The sequence below is a fragment of the Streptococcus sp. 1621 genome, assembly GCF_013276615.1.
Classification (GTDB): domain Bacteria; phylum Bacillota; class Bacilli; order Lactobacillales; family Streptococcaceae; genus Streptococcus.
Map to the genome: position 1 here is coordinate 1 of NZ_VMLJ01000049.1, position 20,611 is coordinate 20,611.

The 20,611-nt window shown below is 38.9% G+C and carries 21 protein-coding genes; 17 read left to right on the forward strand and 4 right to left on the reverse strand.

Translation table 11 applies throughout. The annotated features are described in order from the left end of the window. The first annotated feature begins 197 nt into the window (after positions 1-197). From HT697_RS09580 to HT697_RS09640, 13 genes are all read left to right on the forward strand, one after another. A complete protein-coding gene (locus HT697_RS09580) occupies positions 198-674 on the forward strand; it encodes a PTS sugar transporter subunit IIA (RefSeq protein WP_173263096.1) in 477 nt (158 codons plus the stop codon). Positions 675-712: 38 nt separating this feature from the next. Next, complete coding sequence (locus tag HT697_RS09585) at positions 713-1,018, forward strand: PTS sugar transporter subunit IIB (RefSeq protein ID WP_173249642.1); 306 nt, start codon at positions 713-715, stop codon at positions 1,016-1,018. Between the two features lie 48 nt (positions 1,019-1,066). Then, positions 1,067-2,542, forward strand: a complete 1,476-nt coding sequence (locus tag HT697_RS09590; RefSeq protein WP_173227026.1) for a PTS galactitol transporter subunit IIC — start codon at positions 1,067-1,069, stop codon at positions 2,540-2,542. A 203-nt stretch (positions 2,543-2,745) separates the two neighbouring features. After that, a complete protein-coding gene (locus tag HT697_RS09595) occupies positions 2,746-3,642 on the forward strand; it encodes an aldose 1-epimerase family protein (RefSeq protein WP_112443727.1) in 897 nt (298 codons plus the stop codon). A 156-nt stretch (positions 3,643-3,798) separates the two neighbouring features. Continuing rightward, positions 3,799-4,224 carry a galactose-6-phosphate isomerase subunit LacA gene (gene lacA / locus HT697_RS09600; protein ID WP_000029277.1) on the forward strand — a complete coding sequence of 142 codons (426 nt, stop codon included), beginning with the start codon at positions 3,799-3,801 and terminating at the stop codon, positions 4,222-4,224. A 30-nt stretch (positions 4,225-4,254) separates the two neighbouring features. Beyond that, positions 4,255-4,770, forward strand: coding sequence for a galactose-6-phosphate isomerase subunit LacB (gene lacB / locus HT697_RS09605; protein WP_001216910.1), 516 nt, complete (start codon positions 4,255-4,257; stop codon positions 4,768-4,770). A 10-nt stretch (positions 4,771-4,780) separates the two neighbouring features. Continuing rightward, positions 4,781-5,710, forward strand: a complete 930-nt coding sequence (locus tag HT697_RS09610; RefSeq protein ID WP_173263099.1) for a tagatose-6-phosphate kinase — start codon at positions 4,781-4,783, stop codon at positions 5,708-5,710. A 1-nt stretch (position 5,711) separates the two neighbouring features. Beyond that, complete coding sequence (lacD, locus tag HT697_RS09615) at positions 5,712-6,692, forward strand: tagatose-bisphosphate aldolase (protein ID WP_001229114.1); 981 nt, start codon at positions 5,712-5,714, stop codon at positions 6,690-6,692. A gap of 233 nt (positions 6,693-6,925) precedes the next feature. Next, complete coding sequence (locus HT697_RS09620; RefSeq protein WP_173218509.1) at positions 6,926-7,762, forward strand: transcription antiterminator; 837 nt, start codon at positions 6,926-6,928, stop codon at positions 7,760-7,762. A gap of 34 nt (positions 7,763-7,796) precedes the next feature. Next, complete coding sequence (locus HT697_RS09625) at positions 7,797-8,114, forward strand: PTS lactose/cellobiose transporter subunit IIA (protein WP_100104530.1); 318 nt, start codon at positions 7,797-7,799, stop codon at positions 8,112-8,114. Further along, positions 8,114-9,805, forward strand: coding sequence for a lactose-specific PTS transporter subunit EIIC (locus HT697_RS09630; RefSeq protein ID WP_001037324.1), 1,692 nt, complete (start codon positions 8,114-8,116; stop codon positions 9,803-9,805). Before HT697_RS09625 ends, HT697_RS09630 begins: the two co-directional genes overlap by 1 nt. 461 nt (positions 9,806-10,266) lie before the next feature. Beyond that, positions 10,267-11,673: a 6-phospho-beta-galactosidase gene (gene lacG / locus HT697_RS09635; protein WP_000169253.1), complete on the forward strand. Its 1,407-nt coding sequence runs from the start codon at positions 10,267-10,269 to the stop codon at positions 11,671-11,673. A 41-nt stretch (positions 11,674-11,714) separates the two neighbouring features. After that, positions 11,715-11,972 (forward strand): DUF3884 family protein, encoded by a 258-nt coding sequence (locus HT697_RS09640; protein WP_000471575.1) that lies wholly within the window; start codon positions 11,715-11,717, stop codon positions 11,970-11,972. Between the two features lie 284 nt (positions 11,973-12,256). On the opposite strand, the gene HT697_RS09645 is transcribed toward HT697_RS09640, so the two are convergent. The 4 genes from HT697_RS09645 to nrdH form a co-directional block, all read right to left on the reverse strand. After that, a complete protein-coding gene (locus HT697_RS09645; RefSeq protein ID WP_000917603.1) occupies positions 12,257-13,018 on the reverse strand; it encodes a DeoR/GlpR family DNA-binding transcription regulator in 762 nt (253 codons plus the stop codon). Between the two features lie 318 nt (positions 13,019-13,336). Beyond that, entirely contained in the window at positions 13,337-14,299 is a 963-nt protein-coding gene (gene nrdF, locus HT697_RS09650) for a class 1b ribonucleoside-diphosphate reductase subunit beta (RefSeq protein ID WP_100104525.1), read from the reverse strand. Positions 14,300-14,486: 187 nt separating this feature from the next. Beyond that, the gene (gene nrdE, locus HT697_RS09655) at positions 14,487-16,646 is read right to left on the reverse strand and encodes a class 1b ribonucleoside-diphosphate reductase subunit alpha (protein WP_173217890.1); all 2,160 of its coding nucleotides are present in this window, start codon (positions 16,644-16,646) and stop codon (positions 14,487-14,489) included. Between the two features lie 80 nt (positions 16,647-16,726). Then, positions 16,727-16,945 carry a glutaredoxin-like protein NrdH gene (gene nrdH / locus HT697_RS09660; RefSeq protein WP_000259247.1) on the reverse strand — a complete coding sequence of 73 codons (219 nt, stop codon included), beginning with the start codon at positions 16,943-16,945 and terminating at the stop codon, positions 16,727-16,729. A gap of 350 nt (positions 16,946-17,295) precedes the next feature. On the opposite strand from nrdH, the gene HT697_RS09665 reads away from it, so the two are divergent. The 4 genes from HT697_RS09665 (at position 17,296) to HT697_RS09680 (ending at position 20,523) form a co-directional block, all read left to right on the forward strand. After that, a complete protein-coding gene (locus tag HT697_RS09665; RefSeq protein ID WP_000146947.1) occupies positions 17,296-17,559 on the forward strand; it encodes a phosphocarrier protein HPr in 264 nt (87 codons plus the stop codon). Between the two features lie 5 nt (positions 17,560-17,564). Beyond that, positions 17,565-19,298 (forward strand): phosphoenolpyruvate--protein phosphotransferase, encoded by a 1,734-nt coding sequence (ptsP, locus tag HT697_RS09670; protein ID WP_000138123.1) that lies wholly within the window; start codon positions 17,565-17,567, stop codon positions 19,296-19,298. A 133-nt stretch (positions 19,299-19,431) separates the two neighbouring features. Next, positions 19,432-19,926 (forward strand): YkgJ family cysteine cluster protein, encoded by a 495-nt coding sequence (locus HT697_RS09675; protein ID WP_000031476.1) that lies wholly within the window; start codon positions 19,432-19,434, stop codon positions 19,924-19,926. Between the two features lie 57 nt (positions 19,927-19,983). After that, positions 19,984-20,523 (forward strand): ClbS/DfsB family four-helix bundle protein, encoded by a 540-nt coding sequence (locus HT697_RS09680; protein ID WP_023936905.1) that lies wholly within the window; start codon positions 19,984-19,986, stop codon positions 20,521-20,523. Positions 20,524-20,611: the final 88 nt, after the last annotated feature.

A 20,611-nucleotide genomic window follows, 5' to 3' on the forward strand; every position in this document is an offset into this window, starting at 1 on the left:
TAGCTTCCTAGTTTGCTCTAGTATTAGAACAGAAAAAATGCTTGGAGTATTTGTTTGTGTGTTTATTTTTATATAACAAACTATAAACACAACAAAAATATAAAAAAAGAGACAAAAATCAACAGAAAACTATTGACAACGATTTCATATAGTGTTATACTTATGGCATAAAGTTAATGGAAAGAAGGGAAAACCTTATGGGATTAGATTATTTCTTTGACAAAAACCTTGTGTTTTGCTTAGAAGCGGATAATCAAGAACATCTCTTTGATCAGGTTGCAACTTTATTGGAAGAACGAGAAATCGTAACTCCGACCTATCGTGAAGCCTTGATCACGCGTGAAAAGTCATTTCCAACAGGCTTAGATATGGAATTTTTGGGTAAGGATTTGCCGAATGTGGCTATTCCTCACACAGATATTGTTCATAATCTAGCTGAAAAAGTTGTGGTCGTTCGATTAGAGAAACCGGTGACTTTCCATAATATGATTGCGCCAGATAAGGAAGTAGAAGTATCCTTGCTCTTCTTTATCATCAATAACTCAAGTTCAAGTCAAACGAACATTCTTGCTCAGTTGATGGACTTCTTTACTGGAAATGGTCATCTTGAAGACCTATCAAAAATTTTTGAACCAGAAGCCCTCTATGCTTATATAGCTGAAGCAATCGCTTAATCTTGTCTATTAAAAATATTAAATCGGAGGAGATCCATATGATTAAAATTCTTGCTGCCTGCGGTGCAGGTGTTAACTCAAGCCACCAAATTAAAAGTGCTCTTGAAGAAGAACTTTCAAACCGTGGTTACGATGTGCACTGTGATGCAGTTATGGTCAAAGATGTTAACGAAGACCTTATTAAAGGTTATGACATCTTCACACCAATTGCTGCGACAGACCTTGGTTTTGACCCAGGTATTCCAGTTATCGAAGCTGGACCAATCTTATTCCGTATCCCAACTATGAGTGCTCCAGTATTTGATAATATTGAAGCAGCTATCAAAGAACACGGGTTAAGCTAATTATCAATTTGTTAACATTCATATAACATAAAAAAGGGAGGAACTGTTATGGATGCAATCTTTGACCTAATCGGAAAGGTTTTCAATCCCATCTTAGATATGGGTGGACCTGTCATCATGTTAATCATTTTGACAGTATTGGCTTTACTGTTTGGAGTGAAATTCTCCAAAGCGCTTGAAGGTGGTATCAAACTTGCCATCGCTCTTACAGGTATCGGTGCCATCATCGGTATGCTAAACACTGCTTTCTCAGCATCACTAGCAAAATTCGTTGAAAATACTGGTATCCAATTGAGTATTACTGACGTTGGTTGGGCACCACTTGCTACAATCACTTGGGGTTCTGCTTGGACACTTTACTTCTTGCTCATCATGTTGATTGTCAACATAGTGATGCTAGCTATGAAGAAAACTGATACACTTGATGTCGATATCTTTGATATCTGGCACTTGTCTATCACAGGTCTTTTGATTAAATGGTATGCAGATAACAACGGTGTGAGTCAAGGGGTTTCACTCTTTATTGCTACAGCAGCTATCGTCCTTGTTGGTGTGTTGAAAATTATCAACTCTGACTTGATGAAACCTACATTTGATGACCTTCTTAACGCTCCAAGTTCATCACCAATGACATCAACTCACATGAACTACATGATGAACCCAGTTATCATGGTTTTGGATAAGATTTTTGAAAAATTCTTCCCAGGTCTTGATAAATACGACTTTGACGCCGCAAAATTGAACAAGAAAATCGGTTTCTGGGGTTCTAAATTCTTTATCGGTTTCATCCTTGGTATCGTTATCGGTATTATGGGAACTCCACATCCAATTGCAGGAGTTGAAGATGCAGATAAATGGCGTCTTGTTATCAGAGGATGGTTGTCTCTTGGTTTGACTGCCGGTGTATCTTTGGAACTCTTCTCACTTATCGGTTCATGGTTCATCGCAGCCGTAGAACCACTTTCACAAGGTATTACAAACGTTGCTACTAAACGTCTTCAAGGACGTAAATTCAACATCGGTCTTGACTGGCCATTCATCGCTGGTCGTGCTGAAATCTGGGCTTGTGCCAACGTACTTGCACCAATTATGTTGATTGAAGCGGTGCTTCTTTCAAAAGTCGGAAATGGTATCTTGCCACTTGCAGGTATCATCGCTATGGGTGTTACTCCAGCTCTCTTGGTTGTAACACGTGGTAAATTGCTCCGTATGATTATCTTTGGAACACTCTTGTTGCCACTCTTCCTTCTTTCAGGTACACTTATCGCACCATTTGCAACAGAACTTGCTAAAGGTGTAGGTGCCTTTCCAGCAGGTGTGAGTGAAACTCAATTGATTACTCACTCTACTCTTGAAGGACCAATCGAAAAACTTCTTGGTTGGACAATTGGTAACACTACAACTGGTGATATCAAAGCAATCCTTGGTGCTGTAGTCTTCCTTGTATTCTATATCGGTATCTTTGCATGGTACAGAAAACAAATGATCAAACGTAACGAAGAGTACGCAGCAAAAGCAAAATAATGCGCTCCTATAAAATGTAAGCTCAATGAAAATCAAAGAGCAAACTAGGAAGCTAGCTACAGGCTGTACTAAAGTACGGCAAGGCGACGCTGACGAAGTTTGAATTGGATTTTCGAAGAGTGTAAATTGTTGAAACTAGGTTGTCATACCATTAGGAGTGACAGCCTAGTTTTTTATAAACTATCAAGAAATCGGAGAAAATAATGGTAATTGAATTAAAATCAGAACAATTAAGAGTTGAATTTAACAGTTTTGGTGGGGCTCTTTCTTCTATAAAAGATGCTGAGGGAGTTGAGTATTTGTGGCAAGGGGATCCCACTTATTGGAGTGGACAAGCTCCTGTTCTCTTCCCCATTTGTGGTTCTTTGAGAGAGGATACAGCCCTCTATATAGATGAGAAGGGGCAAGAAAGAAAAGGAAACATTCCTCGTCATGGTTTGGTTCGTAAGAAAGAATTTGAATTAGTTGAACAGACAGATAAGAGTGTAACTTTTGCAATTGAAGACGATGAAAATAGCTATCAGAACTACCCTTATCATTTCCGCCTAGAGATTACTTATAGCCTTACTGACAAGACAGTACGGACTCAATACAAAATATTTAATAAAGAAACTAGCAAGGTCATGCCTTACTTTATTGGTGGACATCCAGGATTTAATTGTCCTCTACTGGATGATGAAGTCTATGAAGATTACTATTTAGAGTTTGAGAAAGAAGAGACTTGCTCTGTTCCACGTCCTTTCCCAGACACGGGTCTGCTTGATTTTCAAGATAGAAGTCCATGGTTAGAGAATCAAAAAGAATTAGACCTTAGCTATAATCTTTTCAGTACAGATGCAGTCACCTTAGATGAATTGCAATCTAGAACAATTGCCCTTCGTTCTCGTAAACATGATAAGGGATTGAAAGTGAACTTTGCAGAGTTTCCAAATCTCATCATCTGGTCAACTTTGAATAAAGGTCCTTTCATTGCCTTTGAACCATGGTCTGGCTTGTCAACATCCCTTGAAGAAGGAGATCATTTAGAAGATAAGAAGAATGTTCGTCTCTTAGAAGCCAATCAGGTTGAAGAAATAGGGTTTGAGATAGAAGTTTTATAAAAAAGTAAAAAATAAATAACAAAAACAAACACAAACTGTTGACTTTTTCAAACAATAGTAGTATATTATGTTTGTGAGGACTAATTGACTGTTTTTTAAAGACAGCCAATACACTGCTGGAATCCAGCATAGAAAAAATAAAAAGGAGTATACAATATGTCTATTGTTATCGGTGCAGATGCTGCAGGTTTGAGATTGAAAGAAGTTGTGAAAGACTTCTTAGAAAAAGAAAATTTCCACGTTGTGGATGTTACAGCTGAAGGTCAAGACTTTGTTGATGTGACTCTCGCTGTTGCTGCAGAAGTAAACAAAGAAGAACAAAACCTTGGTATCGTGATTGATGCTTACGGTGCTGGTCCATTTATGGTTGCAACTAAGATCAAAGGAATGGTTGCTGCAGAAGTATCTGACGAACGTTCAGCTTATATGACTCGTGGCCACAACAACTCACGTATGATCACTATGGGTGCACAACTTGTTGGTGATGAATTGGCTAAAAACATCGCTAAAGGATTTGTTAACGGTAAATACGATGGTGGACGTCACCAGATTCGTGTTGACATGTTGAACAAAATGTGCTAATTAGATTACAGTAAGAAAGGTAAGTTAAAAATGAGAATTGCAATTGGATGTGATCACATCGTAACAGATGAAAAAATGGCGGTTTCAGAATTTTTGAAATCAAAAGGATATGAAGTTATTGACTTTGGTACATATGACCATACACGTACTCACTACCCAATCTTTGGTAAAAAAGTAGGGGAAGCTGTAACTAGCGGTCAAGCTGATCTTGGGGTATGTATCTGTGGTACTGGTGTTGGTATCAACAACGCTGTAAATAAAGTTCCAGGTGTCCGTTCTGCCTTGGTTCGTGATATGACAACAGCCCTTTATGCTAAAGAACAATTGAACGCCAACGTTATCGGTTTTGGTGGTAAGATTACTGGTGAATTGCTCATGTGCGATATCATCGAAGCTTTCATCCATGCTGAATACAAACCATCTGAAGAAAACAAAAAATTGATTGCGAAAATTGAACACCTTGAAAGTCACAATGCTCAACAAACAGATGCAAACTTCTTCACTGAATTCCTTGAAAAATGGGATCGCGGAGAATACCACGACTAAGAGGTGACCTATGATTTTAACAGTCACAATGAACCCATCCATCGATATTTCCTATCCTTTGGATGAGTTGAAGATTGATACTGTCAATCGTGTGGTGGATGTAACCAAAACTGCTGGTGGTAAGGGACTAAACGTTACTAGAGTACTTTCAGAATTTGGCGATTCAGTTCTTGCTACTGGTTTAGTTGGTGGCAAACTTGGTGAGTTTTTGGTTGAACATATCGATGATCAAGTAAAGAAAGATTTCTTCTCAATTCAGGGAGAAACTCGGAACTGTATCGCTATTCTCCACGGAGACAACCAAACAGAAGTTCTTGAAAAAGGTCCTGAAGTATTGGAACAGGAAGGTCAAGACTTTTTGGAACATTTCAAAAATCTCCTAGAGTCAGTTGAAGTAGTAGCCATCTCAGGTAGTCTGCCGGCTGGCCTTCCAGTTGATTACTATGCGAGCTTGGTAGAACTTGCTAATCAAGCTGGCAAGCCTGTTGTTTTGGACTGCTCTGGTGCAGCACTTCAGGCGGTTCTTGAATCACCACATAAACCGACAGTCATCAAACCAAATAATGAGGAATTGTCTCAGCTTCTTGGAAGAGAAGTTTCTGAGGATTTGGATGAATTAAAAGAAGTACTTCAAGAACCTTTGTTTGCAGGTATTGAATGGATTATCGTTTCACTTGGTGCCAATGGTGCTTTTGTCAAACATGGTGACACTTTCTACAAGGTAGATATTCCTAGAATTCAGGTAGTCAACCCTGTTGGCTCTGGAGACTCTACTGTGGCAGGGATTTCTTCAGGACTTCTTCATAAAGAATCGGATGCAGCATTACTCATCAAGGCAAATGTCCTTGGTATGCTCAATGATCAAGAAAAAATGACTGGTCATGTCAACATGGCCAACTATCAAGATCTATATGATCAATTAATAGTAAAAGAGGTATAAAATGGCTTTAACAGAACAAAAACGTGCACGCTTAGAAAAACTTTCTGATGAAAATGGAATCATCTCAGCTCTTGCATTTGACCAACGTGGTGCTTTGAAACGCCTCATGGCTCAACACCAAACAGAAGAACCAACAGTGGCTCAAATGGAAGAACTGAAAGTCTTGGTAGCAGATGAATTGACTAAATACGCTTCATCTATGCTTCTTGACCCTGAGTATGGACTTCCAGCAACTAAAGCTCTTGATGAAAAAGCTGGTCTTCTCCTTGCTTATGAAAAAACAGGTTATGACACAACAAGTACAAAACGTTTGCCAGATTGCTTGGATGTTTGGTCTGCAAAACGTATTAAAGAAGAAGGTGCAGATGCAGTTAAATTCTTGCTTTACTATGACGTAGATAGCTCAGACGAACTCAATCAAGAAAAACAAGCCTACATCGAACGCATCGGTTCTGAGTGTGTGGCTGAAGATATCCCATTCTTCCTTGAAATCCTTGCTTACGATGAAAAAATTGCTGACGCTGGTTCTGTAGAATACGCGAAAGTAAAACCACACAAAGTTATCGGTGCTATGAAAGTCTTCTCAGACCCACGCTTTAACATTGATGTCTTGAAAGTAGAAGTTCCTGTTAACATTAAATATGTTGAAGGCTTCGCTGAAGGTGAAGTAGTTTATACACGTGAAGAAGCAGCAGCCTTCTTCAAAGCTCAAGATGAAGCAACTAACTTGCCATATATCTACTTAAGTGCTGGTGTATCAGCTAAACTCTTCCAAGATACTCTTGTATTTGCTCATGAATCAGGTGCAAACTTCAATGGTGTTCTTTGTGGCCGTGCTACATGGGCAGGATCAGTTGAAGCTTACATCAAAGATGGTGAAGCAGCAGCTCGCGAATGGCTTCGCACAACTGGTTTTGAAAATATTGACGAACTCAATAAAGTTCTTCAAACAACAGCGACTTCATGGAAAGAACGCGTGTAAGAAAGTCCTCCTAGTTTAGGAACATGAATCTAAAAATTTTTAAAAAAAGTTGTATGTAAAGGTTTACAAAATAACTTACTTGTGCTATACTTAAATCACAAGTTAATACAAGGTGAGTGTTACTAAGTAATATTAGGCATGATCACAGGTGAATTAGAAATCGGCTGATTTTCTAGTTCATTTGTGGTCATTTTTTATACTCATATACCTTTAAAATATAAAAGGAGGTTGACATGTATCGAATTCTAAATCCAATGAATCACAATGTCTCGCTTGTCAGAAATGATAAGGGAGAAGAAGTGATTGTGATTGGTAAGGGGATTGCATTTGGAAAGAAGAAGGGGGATTTGATTGCTGAAAATCAGGTTGAGAAAATTTTTCGGATGAAGACCGAAGAGTCCAGAGAAAACTTTATGGCTCTTCTCAAAGATGTTCCGCTTGATTTTATCACAGTAACCTATGAAATCATTGATAAGCTTTCTAAAAAATATCATTATCCGATTCAAGAGTATCTCTATGTGACCTTGACAGATCATATTTACTGTTCTTACCAAGCTCTAGCACAAGGAAGGTACAAGGATAGTAATCTGCCAGATATTTCTGCCAAGTATCCTGTCGCTTTTCAAATCGCAAATGAAGCATTTGAATTTTACCGTCAGAAGCTAGCAGATCATTTCCCTGAAGATGAAATTATTCGGATTGCTTATCATTTCATCAATGCCGAAGGCGAGAATGAAGTGGAAGTGGTTGAGTCGATTGATAAGAGGAAAGAAATTCTCAGCAATGTTGAAGAAGTGCTAAAGGGTTATGCAATTCAACGAACCAAAGAGAATAACCATTTCTATGATCGCTTTATGATTCATTTGAATTATTTCTTGGATTATTTAGACAGATCTAGAGATGATAACCAATCACTTCTGGATATGGAAGATCATATTAAACGATCCTATCCAAAAGCCTTCGAGATTGGCTCCAAGATTTATGATGTGATTACGCAACATACGGGGCTTGATTTGTATAAGAGTGAACGAGTTTATCTAGTTCTACATATCCAACGTTTATTGTCATAAAAATTATTTAAAATTATATAAGGAGAATTCTATCATGAATAGAGAAGAAGTAACATTGTTAGGTTTTGAAATCGTAGCCTATGCTGGCGATGCTCGTTCAAAACTATTGGAAGCCTTGAAGGCTGCTGAAGCTGGTGATTTTGTAAAAGCGGATACTCTGGTAGAAGAAGCTGGTTCTTGCATTGCTGAAGCTCACCACGCTCAAACAAGTCTGTTGACTAAGGAAGCAGCTGGCGAGGATTTGGCCTATAGTGTAACCATGATGCATGGCCAAGACCACTTGATGACAACTATCTTGTTAAAAGATTTGATGCATCATTTAATTGAACTCTACAAGAGAGGAGTTAAGTAATGAATAAATTAATTGCATTTATCGAGAAAGGAAAGCCTTTCTTTGAGAAACTATCTCGTAATATCTATCTTCGTGCTATTCGTGATGGTTTCATTGCAGGTATGCCTGTTATTCTCTTCTCAAGTATTTTTATCTTGATTGCCTTTGTACCAAACTCATGGGGCTTTAAATGGTCTGATGAAGTTGTAGCCTTTCTGATGAAACCTTATAGCTATTCTATGGGTATTCTGGCTCTCTTGGTAGCTGGTACAACAGCTAAATCTTTGACCGACTCAGTAAACCGTAGTATGGAGAAAACCAATCAAATCAACTATATGTCAACACTGTTAGCAGCAATTGTTGGTTTGTTGATGTTGGCAGCTGATCCTATCGAAAATGGTCTAGCTACTGGATTCTTGGGGACAAAAGGTTTGCTTTCAGCCTTCCTTGCTGCCTTTGTTACCGTAGCCATCTATAAGGTTTGTGTTAAGAACAACGTCACTATTCGAATGCCTGACGAAGTTCCGCCAAATATCTCCCAAGTATTTAAAGATGTGATTCCATTCACTCTATCTGTTGTTTCTCTTTATGCTCTTGACTTATTAGCACGTCATTTTGTTGGTGCAAGCGTAGCTGAATCAATCGGTAAATTCTTTGCTCCACTCTTCTCTGCTGCTGATGGTTATCTTGGTATTACCATTATCTTTGGTGCCTTTGCCTTCTTCTGGTTTGTTGGTATCCATGGTCCATCTATCGTTGAGCCAGCTATCGCAGCTATTACCTATGCCAATGCCGAAGTCAACTTGAACCTTCTCCAACAAGGTATGCACGCTGACAAGATTCTTACTTCTGGTACACAAATGTTTATCGTTACCATGGGTGGTACTGGTGCGACACTGGTTGTTCCTTTCATGTTCATGTGGTTAACAAAATCGAAACGTAACCGTGCAATCGGTCGTGCGTCTGTTGTTCCAACCTTCTTTGGTGTCAACGAACCAATCTTGTTTGGTGCACCTCTTGTATTGAACCCAATCTTCTTCATTCCATTTATCTTTGCTCCAATCGCAAACGTTTGGATCTTCAAATTCTTTATTGAAACACTTGGAATGAACTCATTTACTGCTAATCTACCATGGACAACTCCAGCTCCACTAGGTCTAGTTCTTGGTACGAACTTCCAAGTTCTATCATTCATTCTTGCTGCCCTTCTAATCGTGGTTGACGTAGTCATTTACTATCCATTCCTTAAAGTATATGATGAACAAATTCTTGAAGAAGAGCGTTCAGGTAAATCTAATGATGAATTGAAAGAAAAAGTTGCCGCAAACTTCAACACTGCAAAAGCAGATGCTATTCTTGAAAAAGCTGGTGTAGAAGCAGCACAAAATACAATCACTGAAGAAACAAATGTCCTCGTTCTCTGTGCAGGTGGAGGGACAAGTGGACTTCTTGCGAATGCTTTGAATAAGGCAGCTGCAGAATACAATGTTCCTGTGAAAGCAGCAGCAGGTGGCTATGGTGCTCACCGTGAAATGTTGCCAGAGTTTGATCTTGTTATCCTTGCCCCTCAAGTTGCTTCAAACTTTGAAGACATGAAAGCAGAAACAGATAAGCTCGGTATTAAACTAGCGAAAACAGAAGGCGCTCAATACATCAAATTAACTCGTGATGGAAAAGGTGCTCTTGCATTCGTACAAGCTCAATTCGATTAACGATAGGGACTGTGAAACAGTCTCCTATCGTTACGGCAATCGCTATGGCGAATTTCCTAATCGCCTTGTTAATTCGTCGGTAAAAAGCTATCGTTTTTACCTCCTCATGTCACAATTCGATTAATAATAGGGACTATGAAATAGTCTCCTATCGTTACGGCAATCGCTATGGCGAATTTCCTAATCGCCTTATTAATTCGTCGGTAAAAAGATATCGTTTTTACCTTCTCATGTCACAATTCGATTAACGATAGGGACTATGAAATAGTCTCCTATCGTTACGGCAATCGCTATGGCAAATTTCCTAATCGCCTTATTAATTCGTCGGTAAAAGCTATCGTTTTTACCTCCTCATGTTACAATTCGGTGACTTGGTACAAGAAGTGAGATGGAGAAGGATGGCTCACTGACTCCTCTCCTCTCACTTTTACTTTATTTAAATCAAGAAATAGGTGAAAAAAATGACAAAAACATTACCAAAAGACTTTATTTTCGGTGGCGCAACAGCTGCCTATCAAGCAGAAGGTGCTACACATACTGATGGTAAAGGACCAGTTGCGTGGGATAAGTATCTTGAAGATAACTACTGGTACACTGCCGAACCAGCCAGTGATTTTTACAATCGATACCCAGTTGACCTCAAGCTAGCAGAAGAGTATGGTGTCAATGGTATTCGAATTTCTATTGCCTGGTCACGTATTTTCCCGACTGGTTACGGTCAAGTAAATGCTAAAGGTGTTGAATTTTATCATAATCTATTTGCAGAGTGTCACAAACGTCATGTTGAGCCTTTTGTAACTCTTCATCACTTTGATACGCCAGAAGCTCTCCACTCAAATGGAGACTTCTTAAACCGTGAAAATATTGAACACTTTGTAGACTACGCTGCCTTCTGTTTTGAAGAATTCCCAGAAGTAAACTATTGGACAACCTTTAATGAAATTGGGCCAATTGGTGATGGTCAATACTTGGTTGGAAAATTCCCTCCAGGTATTCAGTACGACCTTGCCAAAGTTTTCCAATCGCACCACAATATGATGGTTTCTCATGCGCGTGCAGTTAAGCTATATAAAGATAAAGGTTATAAAGGTGAAATTGGTGTTGTTCACGCACTGCCAACCAAGTATCCTTTAGATCCTAAAAATCCAGCAGATGTTCGTGCAGCTGAGTTGGAAGATATCATCCACAATAAATTTATCTTGGATGCAACTTATCTAGGTCACTATTCAGCTGAAACGATGGAAGGCGTCAACCATATCTTATCAGTCAATGGTGGTAGCTTGGATCTTCGTGAAGAAGATTTCACAGCATTAGAAGCTGCGAAAGACTTGAATGATTTTCTAGGCATCAACTATTATATGAGTGACTGGATGGAAGCCTTTGATGGAGAAACTGAAATTATCCATAATGGTAAGGGTGAGAAAGGAAGCTCTAAATACCAAATCAAAGGTGTTGGTCGTCGTGTAGCTCCTGACTATGTACCACGTACGGATTGGGATTGGATTATCTACCCTCAAGGTTTGTATGACCAAATCATGCGCGTGAAGAAAGATTATCCGAACTATAAGAAGATTTACATCACTGAAAATGGACTTGGTTATAAAGATGAGTTTGTAGACAATACTGTTTATGATGATGGCCGTATTGATTATGTCAAACAACACTTAGAGGTCTTATCTGATGCGATTGCTGATGGTGCAAACGTCAAAGGATACTTCATCTGGTCATTGATGGACGTCTTCTCATGGTCAAACGGTTATGAAAAACGTTACGGTCTCTTCTATGTAGACTTTGAAACTCAAGAACGTTATCCTAAGAAATCAGCTCACTGGTACAAGAAAGTAGCAGAAAGTCAGATTATAGACTAGTAGAATGAGTAATTAGATATAGAATTCTAGTGAGGCAAAAGATGTTCAAAGATTTTATCCAATCTATTTATGAAAAAGTTTATATTATCAATTTTGATAAATGTTTTCAAATACCTTGTTTGACTAATGAGGAGCTGAAAAATTTTGGGAAATGGTATGTCTCTACCGGTAAAGAATGGATTTGCCATTCAGACTATGAGCTGGAAGAATTTAAAAATATCTTTTTAAATTTTATCAGTCCTGAAGAACGGGATAATATCTCCTTTGATTCAGATTTTATGCCGTTTCAACAATCGTAACCAATTTCCAAAAAAGTTAAATCTTATATTTAGTACGCTGCAAAACTCTTATCTAATCACGTTGCTTATACTCAATGAAAATCAAAGAGCAACTTTAAACTAGGAAGCGAGTCGCAGGTTTCTCAATGCATAGCTTTGAGGTTGCAGATAAAGCAATTGGGCAAAAAGTCTTTAACGTAGAAAAACGCATAATATCAGGTGTTGAAAAACCTTGATACTATGCGTTTTATTGTGGGAAGATTTACTTCTGAAATTGAGTTTTTCCCACAGGATCTTTCAGTTTATTAAGGCTTGATGACTTTAGTAAGTTTAGATAGCTCAAAAAGGATTGAATCACTTAGTTTAGAATCTGAAACAATAGTATCAAGATTTGATACATTATAAAAAGTATAAAAATCAAACTTATTGAACTTACTATGATCTGCGAGCAAATATTTTTTATTAGAATTATTTAAAGCGATGCGTTGAGCCTCTCCCTCTTCCTCGCTAAAAGTAGCTAGAGCTCCGTTTTGAATACCATTACAGCTAACGAAAGCTTTGGAAAATTGGAGATTAGAGAGATTTTGTAGGGTCAATGTGCCAACAAAAGCACCTGTAATATCGCGATAATTTCCACCTATCAAAATCAAATCTGTTAATTTTCGTTCGCTTAAAATCAGAAAAACAGGTAGACTGTTGGTCACGACGCGGATATTGTCAATAGGCAATTCGCGCGCAAAAAATTCTAATGTTGTTCCTGGTCCAATGAAAATAGTTTCTCTTTCTTCTACTAGACTGCCTGCAAAACGGGCTATTTCTTGTTTTTCTGCCGTTTGGAGGGCTTGTTTTTCAATATTTGATCGCTCATTAGTCAAAAGGGAGTTGGTTCGAAGTTTTTCAGCTCCACCATGCACACGAATCAGTAAATCTTTATCAGCTAATTCCTGTAAATAGCGTCTTGCAGTCATATCTGAAACGGCTATTTCGTCCATAATCTGTTTAACCGTTATGGTTCCTTTACTATTTACTATCTCTAAAATTTTGGTTAATTTTTCTTGCTTGAGCATATTATCACCTCGTTTCCTACTACTATCTTACCATAAACTAGCTCATCATTCAAATACAAAAACAACAAAATAAAACAAAAACAAAAATATCGAGGTTTGTTTTCAAAACTTCGATATTTTATTAGATTATTATTTTGTTGTTTCAAGTTTACTTTTTGATAGTTAAGAGTGGTGGAGAATTATACTCAATGAAAATCAAAGAGCAAACTAGGAAGCTAGCCGTAGGTTGCTCAAAACACAGTTTTGAGGTTGTAGATAAGACTGACGAAGTCAGTGAGCATATCTACGGCAAGGCGANNAAGAGATTTTCGAAGAGTATTAGTCCAAACCGTAGTTGTAGTCATCATCTTGCATGGCTTCAACTTCACCAAGGAGGTAACCATTTCCGACTTGAGAGAAGAAGTCGTGGTTAGATGTCCCTGTTGAAATACCGTTCATAACGATTGGGTTCACATCATCTGCTGAATCTGGGAAGAGTGGATCTTGTCCCAGGTTCATGAGAGCCTTGTTAGCATTGTAGCGAAGGAAGGTTTTGACTTCTTCCGTCCAACCAACACCGTCATAGAGGCTCTCTGTGTAGCCTTCTTCATTTTCATAAAGAGTATAGAGTAAGTCGTACATCCATTCTTTTAGCTTTTCTTGCTCTTCTTCAGGTAATTCATTGAAACCAAGTTGGAATTTGTAACCAATGTAGGTTCCGTGAACAGACTCGTCACGAATAATCAATTTAATGATTTCTGCAACGTTGGCTAGTTTGTTGTTACCGAGATAGTAGAGGGGAGTGAAGAAACCAGAGTAGAAGAGGAAGGTTTCGAGGAAGACGCTGGCAACTTTCTTTTCAAGTGGGCTACCGTTGAGGTAGATTTCGTTGACAATCTCAGCCTTCTTTTGTAGGTAAGGATTGGTATTGGTCCATTCGAAAATTTCTTCAATCTCAGCCTTAGTATTTAAGGTAGAAAAGATTGAAGAGTAAGATTTAGCGTGAACAGATTCCATAAATTGGATGTTATTGAAAACAGCTTCCTCATGTGGTGTACGGATGTCTGCGCGAAGGGCTTCAACCCCAGTTTCAGATTGCATGGTGTCCAGAAGGGTTAAACCACCAAAGACTTTTCCGACCAAGTCTTTCTCTTTGTTAGATAGCTTTCTCCAGTCATCCAAGTCATTTGACAAGGGAATACGTGTATCGAGCCAGAATTGCTCCGTCAGTTTTTCCCAAGTTGATTTGTCGATGACATCTTCGATGGCATTCCAGTTAATGGCTTTGTAGTAAGTTTCCATTTAAAATCTCTTTCTGTGTTTAGTATTGCGAACTCACAATTATTTCTACTTTACCATAATTCTATAGGAGTATCGCACAAAAAGTCGGAAGCCCGACTTTTAAAATGTTACATAAATTATGTTATGACCTAGTAGATTTGATTTTATCAGTGCTGCTTAGGGAAAAATAGTGTTTCTATGCTAGAAACTAAATTACACAGCTTTCACATTGGTTAGCACCGACTTCTCCACCGTCATCTGTAAAGGTACGGACGTAGTAGATAGACTTGATTCCCTTGTTAAAGGCATAGTTACGAAGGATGGACAAGTCACGTGTCGTTTGTTTATTTTCCCTCTTCCATTCGTAAAGGCCTTTTGGAATGTCACTACGCATGAAGAGGGTGAGTGAAAGTCCTTGATCCACGTGTTCAGTCGCAGCAGCGTAAACATCGATGACTTTACGCATATCCATATCGTAGGCAGAAGTGTAGTAAGGAATGGTTTCTGTAGACAAGCCAGCAGCAGGGTAGTAGATTTTACCAATTTTCTTCTCTTGGCGTTCTTCGATACGTTGCGTAATCGGGTGGATAGAAGCAGAAACGTCGTTGATATAGCTGATAGAACCATTTGGCGCTACAGCAAGGCGGTTTTGGTGGTAAAGACCATCTGCTTGAACCTTGTCGCGAAGTTCAGCCCAGTCAGCAGCACTTGGAATAAAGACATCTTTGAAGAGTTCTTTAACACGGTCTGATTTTGGAACAAACTCGCCAGTTATATACTTATCAAAGTAGCTTCCCTTAGCATAGTCTGATTTTTCAAAGTTATGGAAGGTAATACCACGTTCACGCGCGATATTGTTTGACTCAACCAAGGTCCAGTAGTTCATAAGCATAAAGTAGATGCTTGTAAACTCAATAGACTCAGGCGATCCATATTCAATCAATTGTTGGGCAAGGTAGCTGTGAAGTCCCATAGCACCAAGACCAAAAGTATGAGCTTGGCTATTTCCATAGTCAATCGTAGGTACAGCCACGATGTGTGAACTATCTGTAACGAAAGTAAGGGAACGAACCATAGCACGGATAGAACGACCAAAGTCAGGTGAGGTCATCATGTTGACCACGTTGGTTGAACCAAGGTTACATGAAACATCTGTTCCCATTTGAAGGAATTCTTGAGCATCGTTGATCAAGCTTGGTTCTTGGACTTGAAGAATCTCAGAACACAAGTTACTCATGATAATCTTTCCATCAACAGGATTTGCACGGTTAGCCGTATCAATATTGACTACATAAGGATAACCAGACTCCTGTTGCAATTTAGAGATTTCAGTTTCCAAATCACGCGCCTTGATTTTTGTCTTGCGAATATTTGGATTTGCGACCAATTCATCGTATTTTTCAGTAATGTCGATGTAGTTGAAAGGTACACCATACTCTTTTTCGACAGAGTAAGGGCTGAAGAGGTACATTTCTTCATTTTTACGCGCCAATTCGTAGAATTTATCTGGTACTACAACACCAAGTGATAGGGTTTTGACACGAACTTTTTCATCGGCATTTTCTTTCTTAGTTGAAAGGAAGGCGATGATATCTGGGTGAAAGACATTGAGGTAAACAACACCGGCACCTTGACGTTGACCTAATTGGTTTGAGTAAGAGAAGCTATCTTCGAAAAGCTTCATAACAGGAACGACACCTGAAGCAGCTCCTTCATACCCCTTGATAGGAGCTCCAGCTTCACGAAGGTTGCTGAGGGTAATTCCCACACCACCACCAATACGTGAAAGTTGAAGAGCTGAGTTGATAGAACGTCCGATAGAGTTCATATCATCTGTCACTTGGATTAGGAAACAAGATACCAACTCCCCACGACGAGCACGTCCAGCATTCAAGAAGGAAGGAGTAGCAGGTTGGTAGCGTTGGTGGATGATTTCATTGGCAATATCGATTGCAACAGATTCATTGCCATCAGCGAAATAAAGGGCGTTAAAGAAGACACGGTCTTCCATACTTTCAAGATAATATTCACCGTCGTTAGTCTTTAAGGCATATTGATTGTAAAATTTATAAGCTGCCATGAATGACTTGAATTGGAAGTTTTGGTCTTTGATAAATTGAGCCAATTCTTCCAAGAACTCTGGACGGTATTTCTTGATAAAAGCTGTTTCGATGTAGTTGTGTTCAATGAGGTAGTTGATTTTATCAGTAATTGAATCAAAAACCATAGTGTTTGGAACGACATTTTCGTTAAAGAAGGCATCCAAGGCTTCCTTATCTTTATGAAGCATGATTTGTCCATTAACAGGACGGTTGATTTCGTTATTGAGACGGAAGTAAGTCACGTCCTCAAGATGTTTTAATCCCATAAAATTTCCCTTATCTAATTACAAAAGAAAGGCCTCTAAGTTCGCCCTAGAAGCAGTTTCTTCTGGATGATGTACTAAGATTATGCTAATTGTTTCAGTTTTCCTGGTTGGAAACCTGAAAAGACTTCAGTTGGTGTTTGGATAACAGGAGCTGCGCTAAAACCGAGCTCTTTAACTTGATCGATATACTCAGGTTGCTCATCAAGATTGATTTCACGATAAGAGACATTATTACTGTCCAAGAAACGCTTGGTCATTTTACATTGGACACAATTGTTTTTAGAATAAACGGTTACCATTGTGTAACTCCTCTTCAAAATTTAATACTATCTTAGTATATCAGAAAATAAAATTTTGTCAATGATTTGAACTAAATATAGTGGTCAATTTTTCTACTTAAGCTCACAAAACACAATATGTAGTGTTTGCTTTATAAAACAGCAATGATTATCGTATAAATCGTTTTTAAAGAAACTATATCCTGTGTTTTGTTATCTAGGATAGAAGATTTTCAGCAAGTTATCTGAAAAGAAATTGAAGGAAAATCCAGAAAATGCTTGAAAAAAATCCTAGAAGATGGTATAATACCAAATTGTAAGGGTTATCACATATAACTCAAAAAAAGAAAGAACAAAAGGAGAGTCAAACTATGGCTTCTAAAGATTTCCACGTAGTGGCAGAAACAGGTATTCACGCACGTCCAGCAACATTGTTGGTACAAACTGCTAGCAAATTTGCTTCAGATATCACTCTTGAGTACAAAGGTAAATCAGTTAACCTTAAATCAATTATGGGTGTTATGAGTCTTGGTGTTGGCCAAGGTGCTGACGTAACTATCTCAGCTGAAGGTGCAGATGCAGATGACGCTATCGCTGCAATCTCAGAAACAATGGAAAAAGAAGGATTGGCATAAGGGAAATGACAGAAATGCTTAAAGGAATCGCAGCATCTGACGGTGTTGCAGTTGCAAAAGCATATCTACTCGTTCAACCGGATTTGTCATTCGAGACTATTTCAGTCGAAGATACAAACGCAGAAGAGGCTCGTTTGGATGTTGCTCTTGAAGCTTCTCAAAACGAGCTTTCTCTTATCCGCGAGAAAGCTGTAGGTACGCTTGGTGAAGAAGCGGCTCAAGTTTTTGACGCTCATTTGATGGTTCTTTCTGACCCAGAATTGATTGGTCAGATTAAAGAAACAATTCGTGCTAAGAAAGTCAACGCAGAAGCAGGTCTTAAAGAAGTGACTGACATGTTCATCACGATCTTTGAAGGTATGGAAGACAACCCATACATGCAAGAACGTGCAGCGGATATCCGCGACGTGACAAAACGTGTATTGGCAAACCTTCTTGGTAAGAAATTGCCAAACCCAGCTTCTATCAATGAAGAAGTAATTGTGATTGCGCATGACTTGACACCATCTGATACAGCTCAATTGGACAAAAACTTTGTAAAAGCTTTTGTAACAAACATCGGTGGACGTACAAGCCACTCAGCTATCATGGCACGTACACTTGAAATTGCAGCTGTATTGGGAACAAATAATATCACTGAAGTAGTGAAAGACGGTGATATCCTTGCCGTTAACGGAATTACTGGTGAAGTGATTATCAACCCAACAGATGAACAAGCGGCAGAATTTAAAGCAGCTGGTGAAGCTTATGCTAAACAAAAAGCTGAATGGGCACTTTTGAAAGATGCTCAAACAGTGACTGCTGACGGTAAACACTTCGAGTTGGCCGCTAATATCGGTACTCCAAAAGACGTTGAAGGTGTTAACAACAACGGTGCTGAAGCTGTTGGACTTTACCGTACAGAGTTCTTGTACATGGATTCTCAAGACTTCCCAACAGAAGACGAGCAGTATGAAGCATACAAAGCTGTTCTTGAAGGAATGAATGGTAAACCAGTGGTTGTTCGCACGATGGATATCGGTGGGGATAAGGAACTTCCTTACTTCGATATGCCACATGAAATGAACCCATTCCTTGGATTCCGTGCCCTTCGTATCTCTATTTCTGAAACTGGAGATGCAATGTTCCGTACACAAATCCGTGCCCTTCTTCGTGCTTCTGTTCATGGTCAGTTACGTATCATGTTCCCAATGGTTGCCCTTTTGAAAGAATTCCGTGCGGCTAAAGCAGTTTATGAAGAAGAAAAAGCAAACCTTCTTGCTGAAGGTGTTGCAGTTGCGGATGATATCCAAGTTGGTATCATGATTGAAATCCCTGCAGCAGCCATGCTTGCAGACCAATTTGCTAAAGAAGTAGACTTCATGTCAATTGGTACAAACGACTTGATCCAATACTCAATGGCAGCAGACCGTATGAACGAGCAAGTTTCATACCTTTACCAACCATATAACCCATCAATCCTTCGCTTGATCAACAACGTTATCAAGGCAGCTCACGCTGAAGGTAAATGGGCTGGTATGTGTGGTGAGATGGCTGGTGACCAAAAAGCTGTTCCACTTCTTGTCGGAATGGGCTTGGATGAATTCTCTATGTCAGCAACATCTGTACTTCGTACACGTAGCTTGATGAAGAAATTGGACACTGCTAAGATGGAAGAGTACGCTAACCGTGCCCTTACAGAGTGTTCAACAATGGAAGAAGTCCTTGAACTTCAAAAAGAATACGTTAACTTCGATTAATGTGATTAACCTTGTAACCTAGTTGCAAGGTTTTTTGCTACATTTTGGAAAAGTATAGTCCTATAAAGTCCACTTTTCAATGGTTCAGAGGCATGGTATAATAGGGGAAAGTAATTAGAATAAGAGAGAAACCATGTCTAAAGAAATTGATATTGAGTATTACCACCAATTAGCTTTGCAAAAGCAGAAGGAACATCGCAAAGTTTTAGCCAATCTAAAGAAAAAACCTCCTAAAAACCTAGACAAGATTGCCCAGCAGATTCACCAAGAAGTTTTTGCTGAGATTGATTGTACTGCCTGTGCTAACTGTTGTAAGACTTTGGGACCCGACTTTAAAGAAGCGGATATTACACGAATTGCCAAGTATTTTAAGATGAAATTACCAGCTTTTGAAGCGGAGTTTCTGCAGGTAGATGAAGATGGAGATAAGGTTTTCAAATCCATGCCCTGCCCATTTTTAGGAGGAGATAACCTTTGTTCTATCTATGACGTTCGTCCAAAGGCCTGTCGTGAATTCCCTCATACTGACCGCAAAAAGATCCATCAAATCAACCATTTGACGATTAAGAATACCTTGACCTGTCCAGCAGCCTATCTCTTTGTTGAGAAATTAAAGGATAAGTTGTAGAGATTTAAAGGATAAAAAATCTCTAATAATAACTAGTAATATGAAGGGAGTACTCCTGTGCCTAGACCGAAAACAAAAGAGGATCTAATGCTGGCCTCTAAGGAAAACTATGAAAAGCTCAATCGTTTCATCTCCCAACTAAGTGAAGATGAGCTACAGACTCCATTTGATTTTTCAAGAGACCCAAAGAAAAAAGAAGCTCACTGGAAAAGGGATAAAAATCTACGGGATGTCTTGATCCATCTTTATGAATGGCATCAGTTGCTTTTGACTTGGGTTTATTCTAATCAAAAAGGTAACGAAAGACCTTTTCTCCCTGAACCTTATAATTGGAAAACTTATCGAGAAATGAATGTCGCTTTTTGGAAGAAGCACCAGAAAACCTCCTTAGAAGAAGCGACTAGACTCCTAGAACAATCACATAGGGAGGTTTTAGAGTTGATAGAAGTTTTTAGCAATGACGAACTCTTTACCAAAGGTGTCTATAAGTGGACGGGTGGGACAAGTCTAGGTTCCTACTTTGTTAGTAGCACGTCAAGCCACTATGATTGGGCTCTGAAAAAACTCAAAGCTCATCGGAAGAATTGTAAGGGATAGATGGACTTTTTGAAATTGCAAGAATGAGTTCTTTTAAACGTAATACTCTTCGAAAATCAAATTCAAACTGCGTCAACGTCGCCTTGCC

What these genes read in the sequence shown, in the direction of transcription:
- HT697_RS09580 (WP_173263096.1), top strand. Translation starts at nt 198, where the DNA reads ATGGGATTAGATTATTTCTTTGACAAAAACCTTGTGTTTTGCTTAGAA.
- HT697_RS09585 (WP_173249642.1), top strand. Translation starts at nt 713, where the DNA reads ATGATTAAAATTCTTGCTGCCTGCGGTGCAGGTGTTAACTCAAGCCAC.
- HT697_RS09590 (WP_173227026.1), top strand. Translation starts at nt 1,067, where the DNA reads ATGGATGCAATCTTTGACCTAATCGGAAAGGTTTTCAATCCCATCTTA.
- HT697_RS09595 (WP_112443727.1), top strand. Translation starts at nt 2,746, where the DNA reads ATGGTAATTGAATTAAAATCAGAACAATTAAGAGTTGAATTTAACAGT.
- lacA (WP_000029277.1), top strand. Translation starts at nt 3,799, where the DNA reads ATGTCTATTGTTATCGGTGCAGATGCTGCAGGTTTGAGATTGAAAGAA.
- lacB (WP_001216910.1), top strand. Translation starts at nt 4,255, where the DNA reads ATGAGAATTGCAATTGGATGTGATCACATCGTAACAGATGAAAAAATG.
- HT697_RS09610 (WP_173263099.1), top strand. Translation starts at nt 4,781, where the DNA reads ATGATTTTAACAGTCACAATGAACCCATCCATCGATATTTCCTATCCT.
- lacD (WP_001229114.1), top strand. Translation starts at nt 5,712, where the DNA reads ATGGCTTTAACAGAACAAAAACGTGCACGCTTAGAAAAACTTTCTGAT.
- HT697_RS09620 (WP_173218509.1), top strand. Translation starts at nt 6,926, where the DNA reads ATGTATCGAATTCTAAATCCAATGAATCACAATGTCTCGCTTGTCAGA.
- HT697_RS09625 (WP_100104530.1), top strand. Translation starts at nt 7,797, where the DNA reads ATGAATAGAGAAGAAGTAACATTGTTAGGTTTTGAAATCGTAGCCTAT.
- HT697_RS09630 (WP_001037324.1), top strand. Translation starts at nt 8,114, where the DNA reads ATGAATAAATTAATTGCATTTATCGAGAAAGGAAAGCCTTTCTTTGAG.
- lacG (WP_000169253.1), top strand. Translation starts at nt 10,267, where the DNA reads ATGACAAAAACATTACCAAAAGACTTTATTTTCGGTGGCGCAACAGCT.
- HT697_RS09640 (WP_000471575.1), top strand. Translation starts at nt 11,715, where the DNA reads ATGTTCAAAGATTTTATCCAATCTATTTATGAAAAAGTTTATATTATC.
- HT697_RS09645 (WP_000917603.1), bottom strand. Translation starts at nt 13,018, where the DNA reads ATGCTCAAGCAAGAAAAATTAACCAAAATTTTAGAGATAGTAAATAGT.
- nrdF (WP_100104525.1), bottom strand. Translation starts at nt 14,299, where the DNA reads ATGGAAACTTACTACAAAGCCATTAACTGGAATGCCATCGAAGATGTC.
- nrdE (WP_173217890.1), bottom strand. Translation starts at nt 16,646, where the DNA reads ATGGGATTAAAACATCTTGAGGACGTGACTTACTTCCGTCTCAATAAC.
- nrdH (WP_000259247.1), bottom strand. Translation starts at nt 16,945, where the DNA reads ATGGTAACCGTTTATTCTAAAAACAATTGTGTCCAATGTAAAATGACC.
- HT697_RS09665 (WP_000146947.1), top strand. Translation starts at nt 17,296, where the DNA reads ATGGCTTCTAAAGATTTCCACGTAGTGGCAGAAACAGGTATTCACGCA.
- ptsP (WP_000138123.1), top strand. Translation starts at nt 17,565, where the DNA reads ATGACAGAAATGCTTAAAGGAATCGCAGCATCTGACGGTGTTGCAGTT.
- HT697_RS09675 (WP_000031476.1), top strand. Translation starts at nt 19,432, where the DNA reads ATGTCTAAAGAAATTGATATTGAGTATTACCACCAATTAGCTTTGCAA.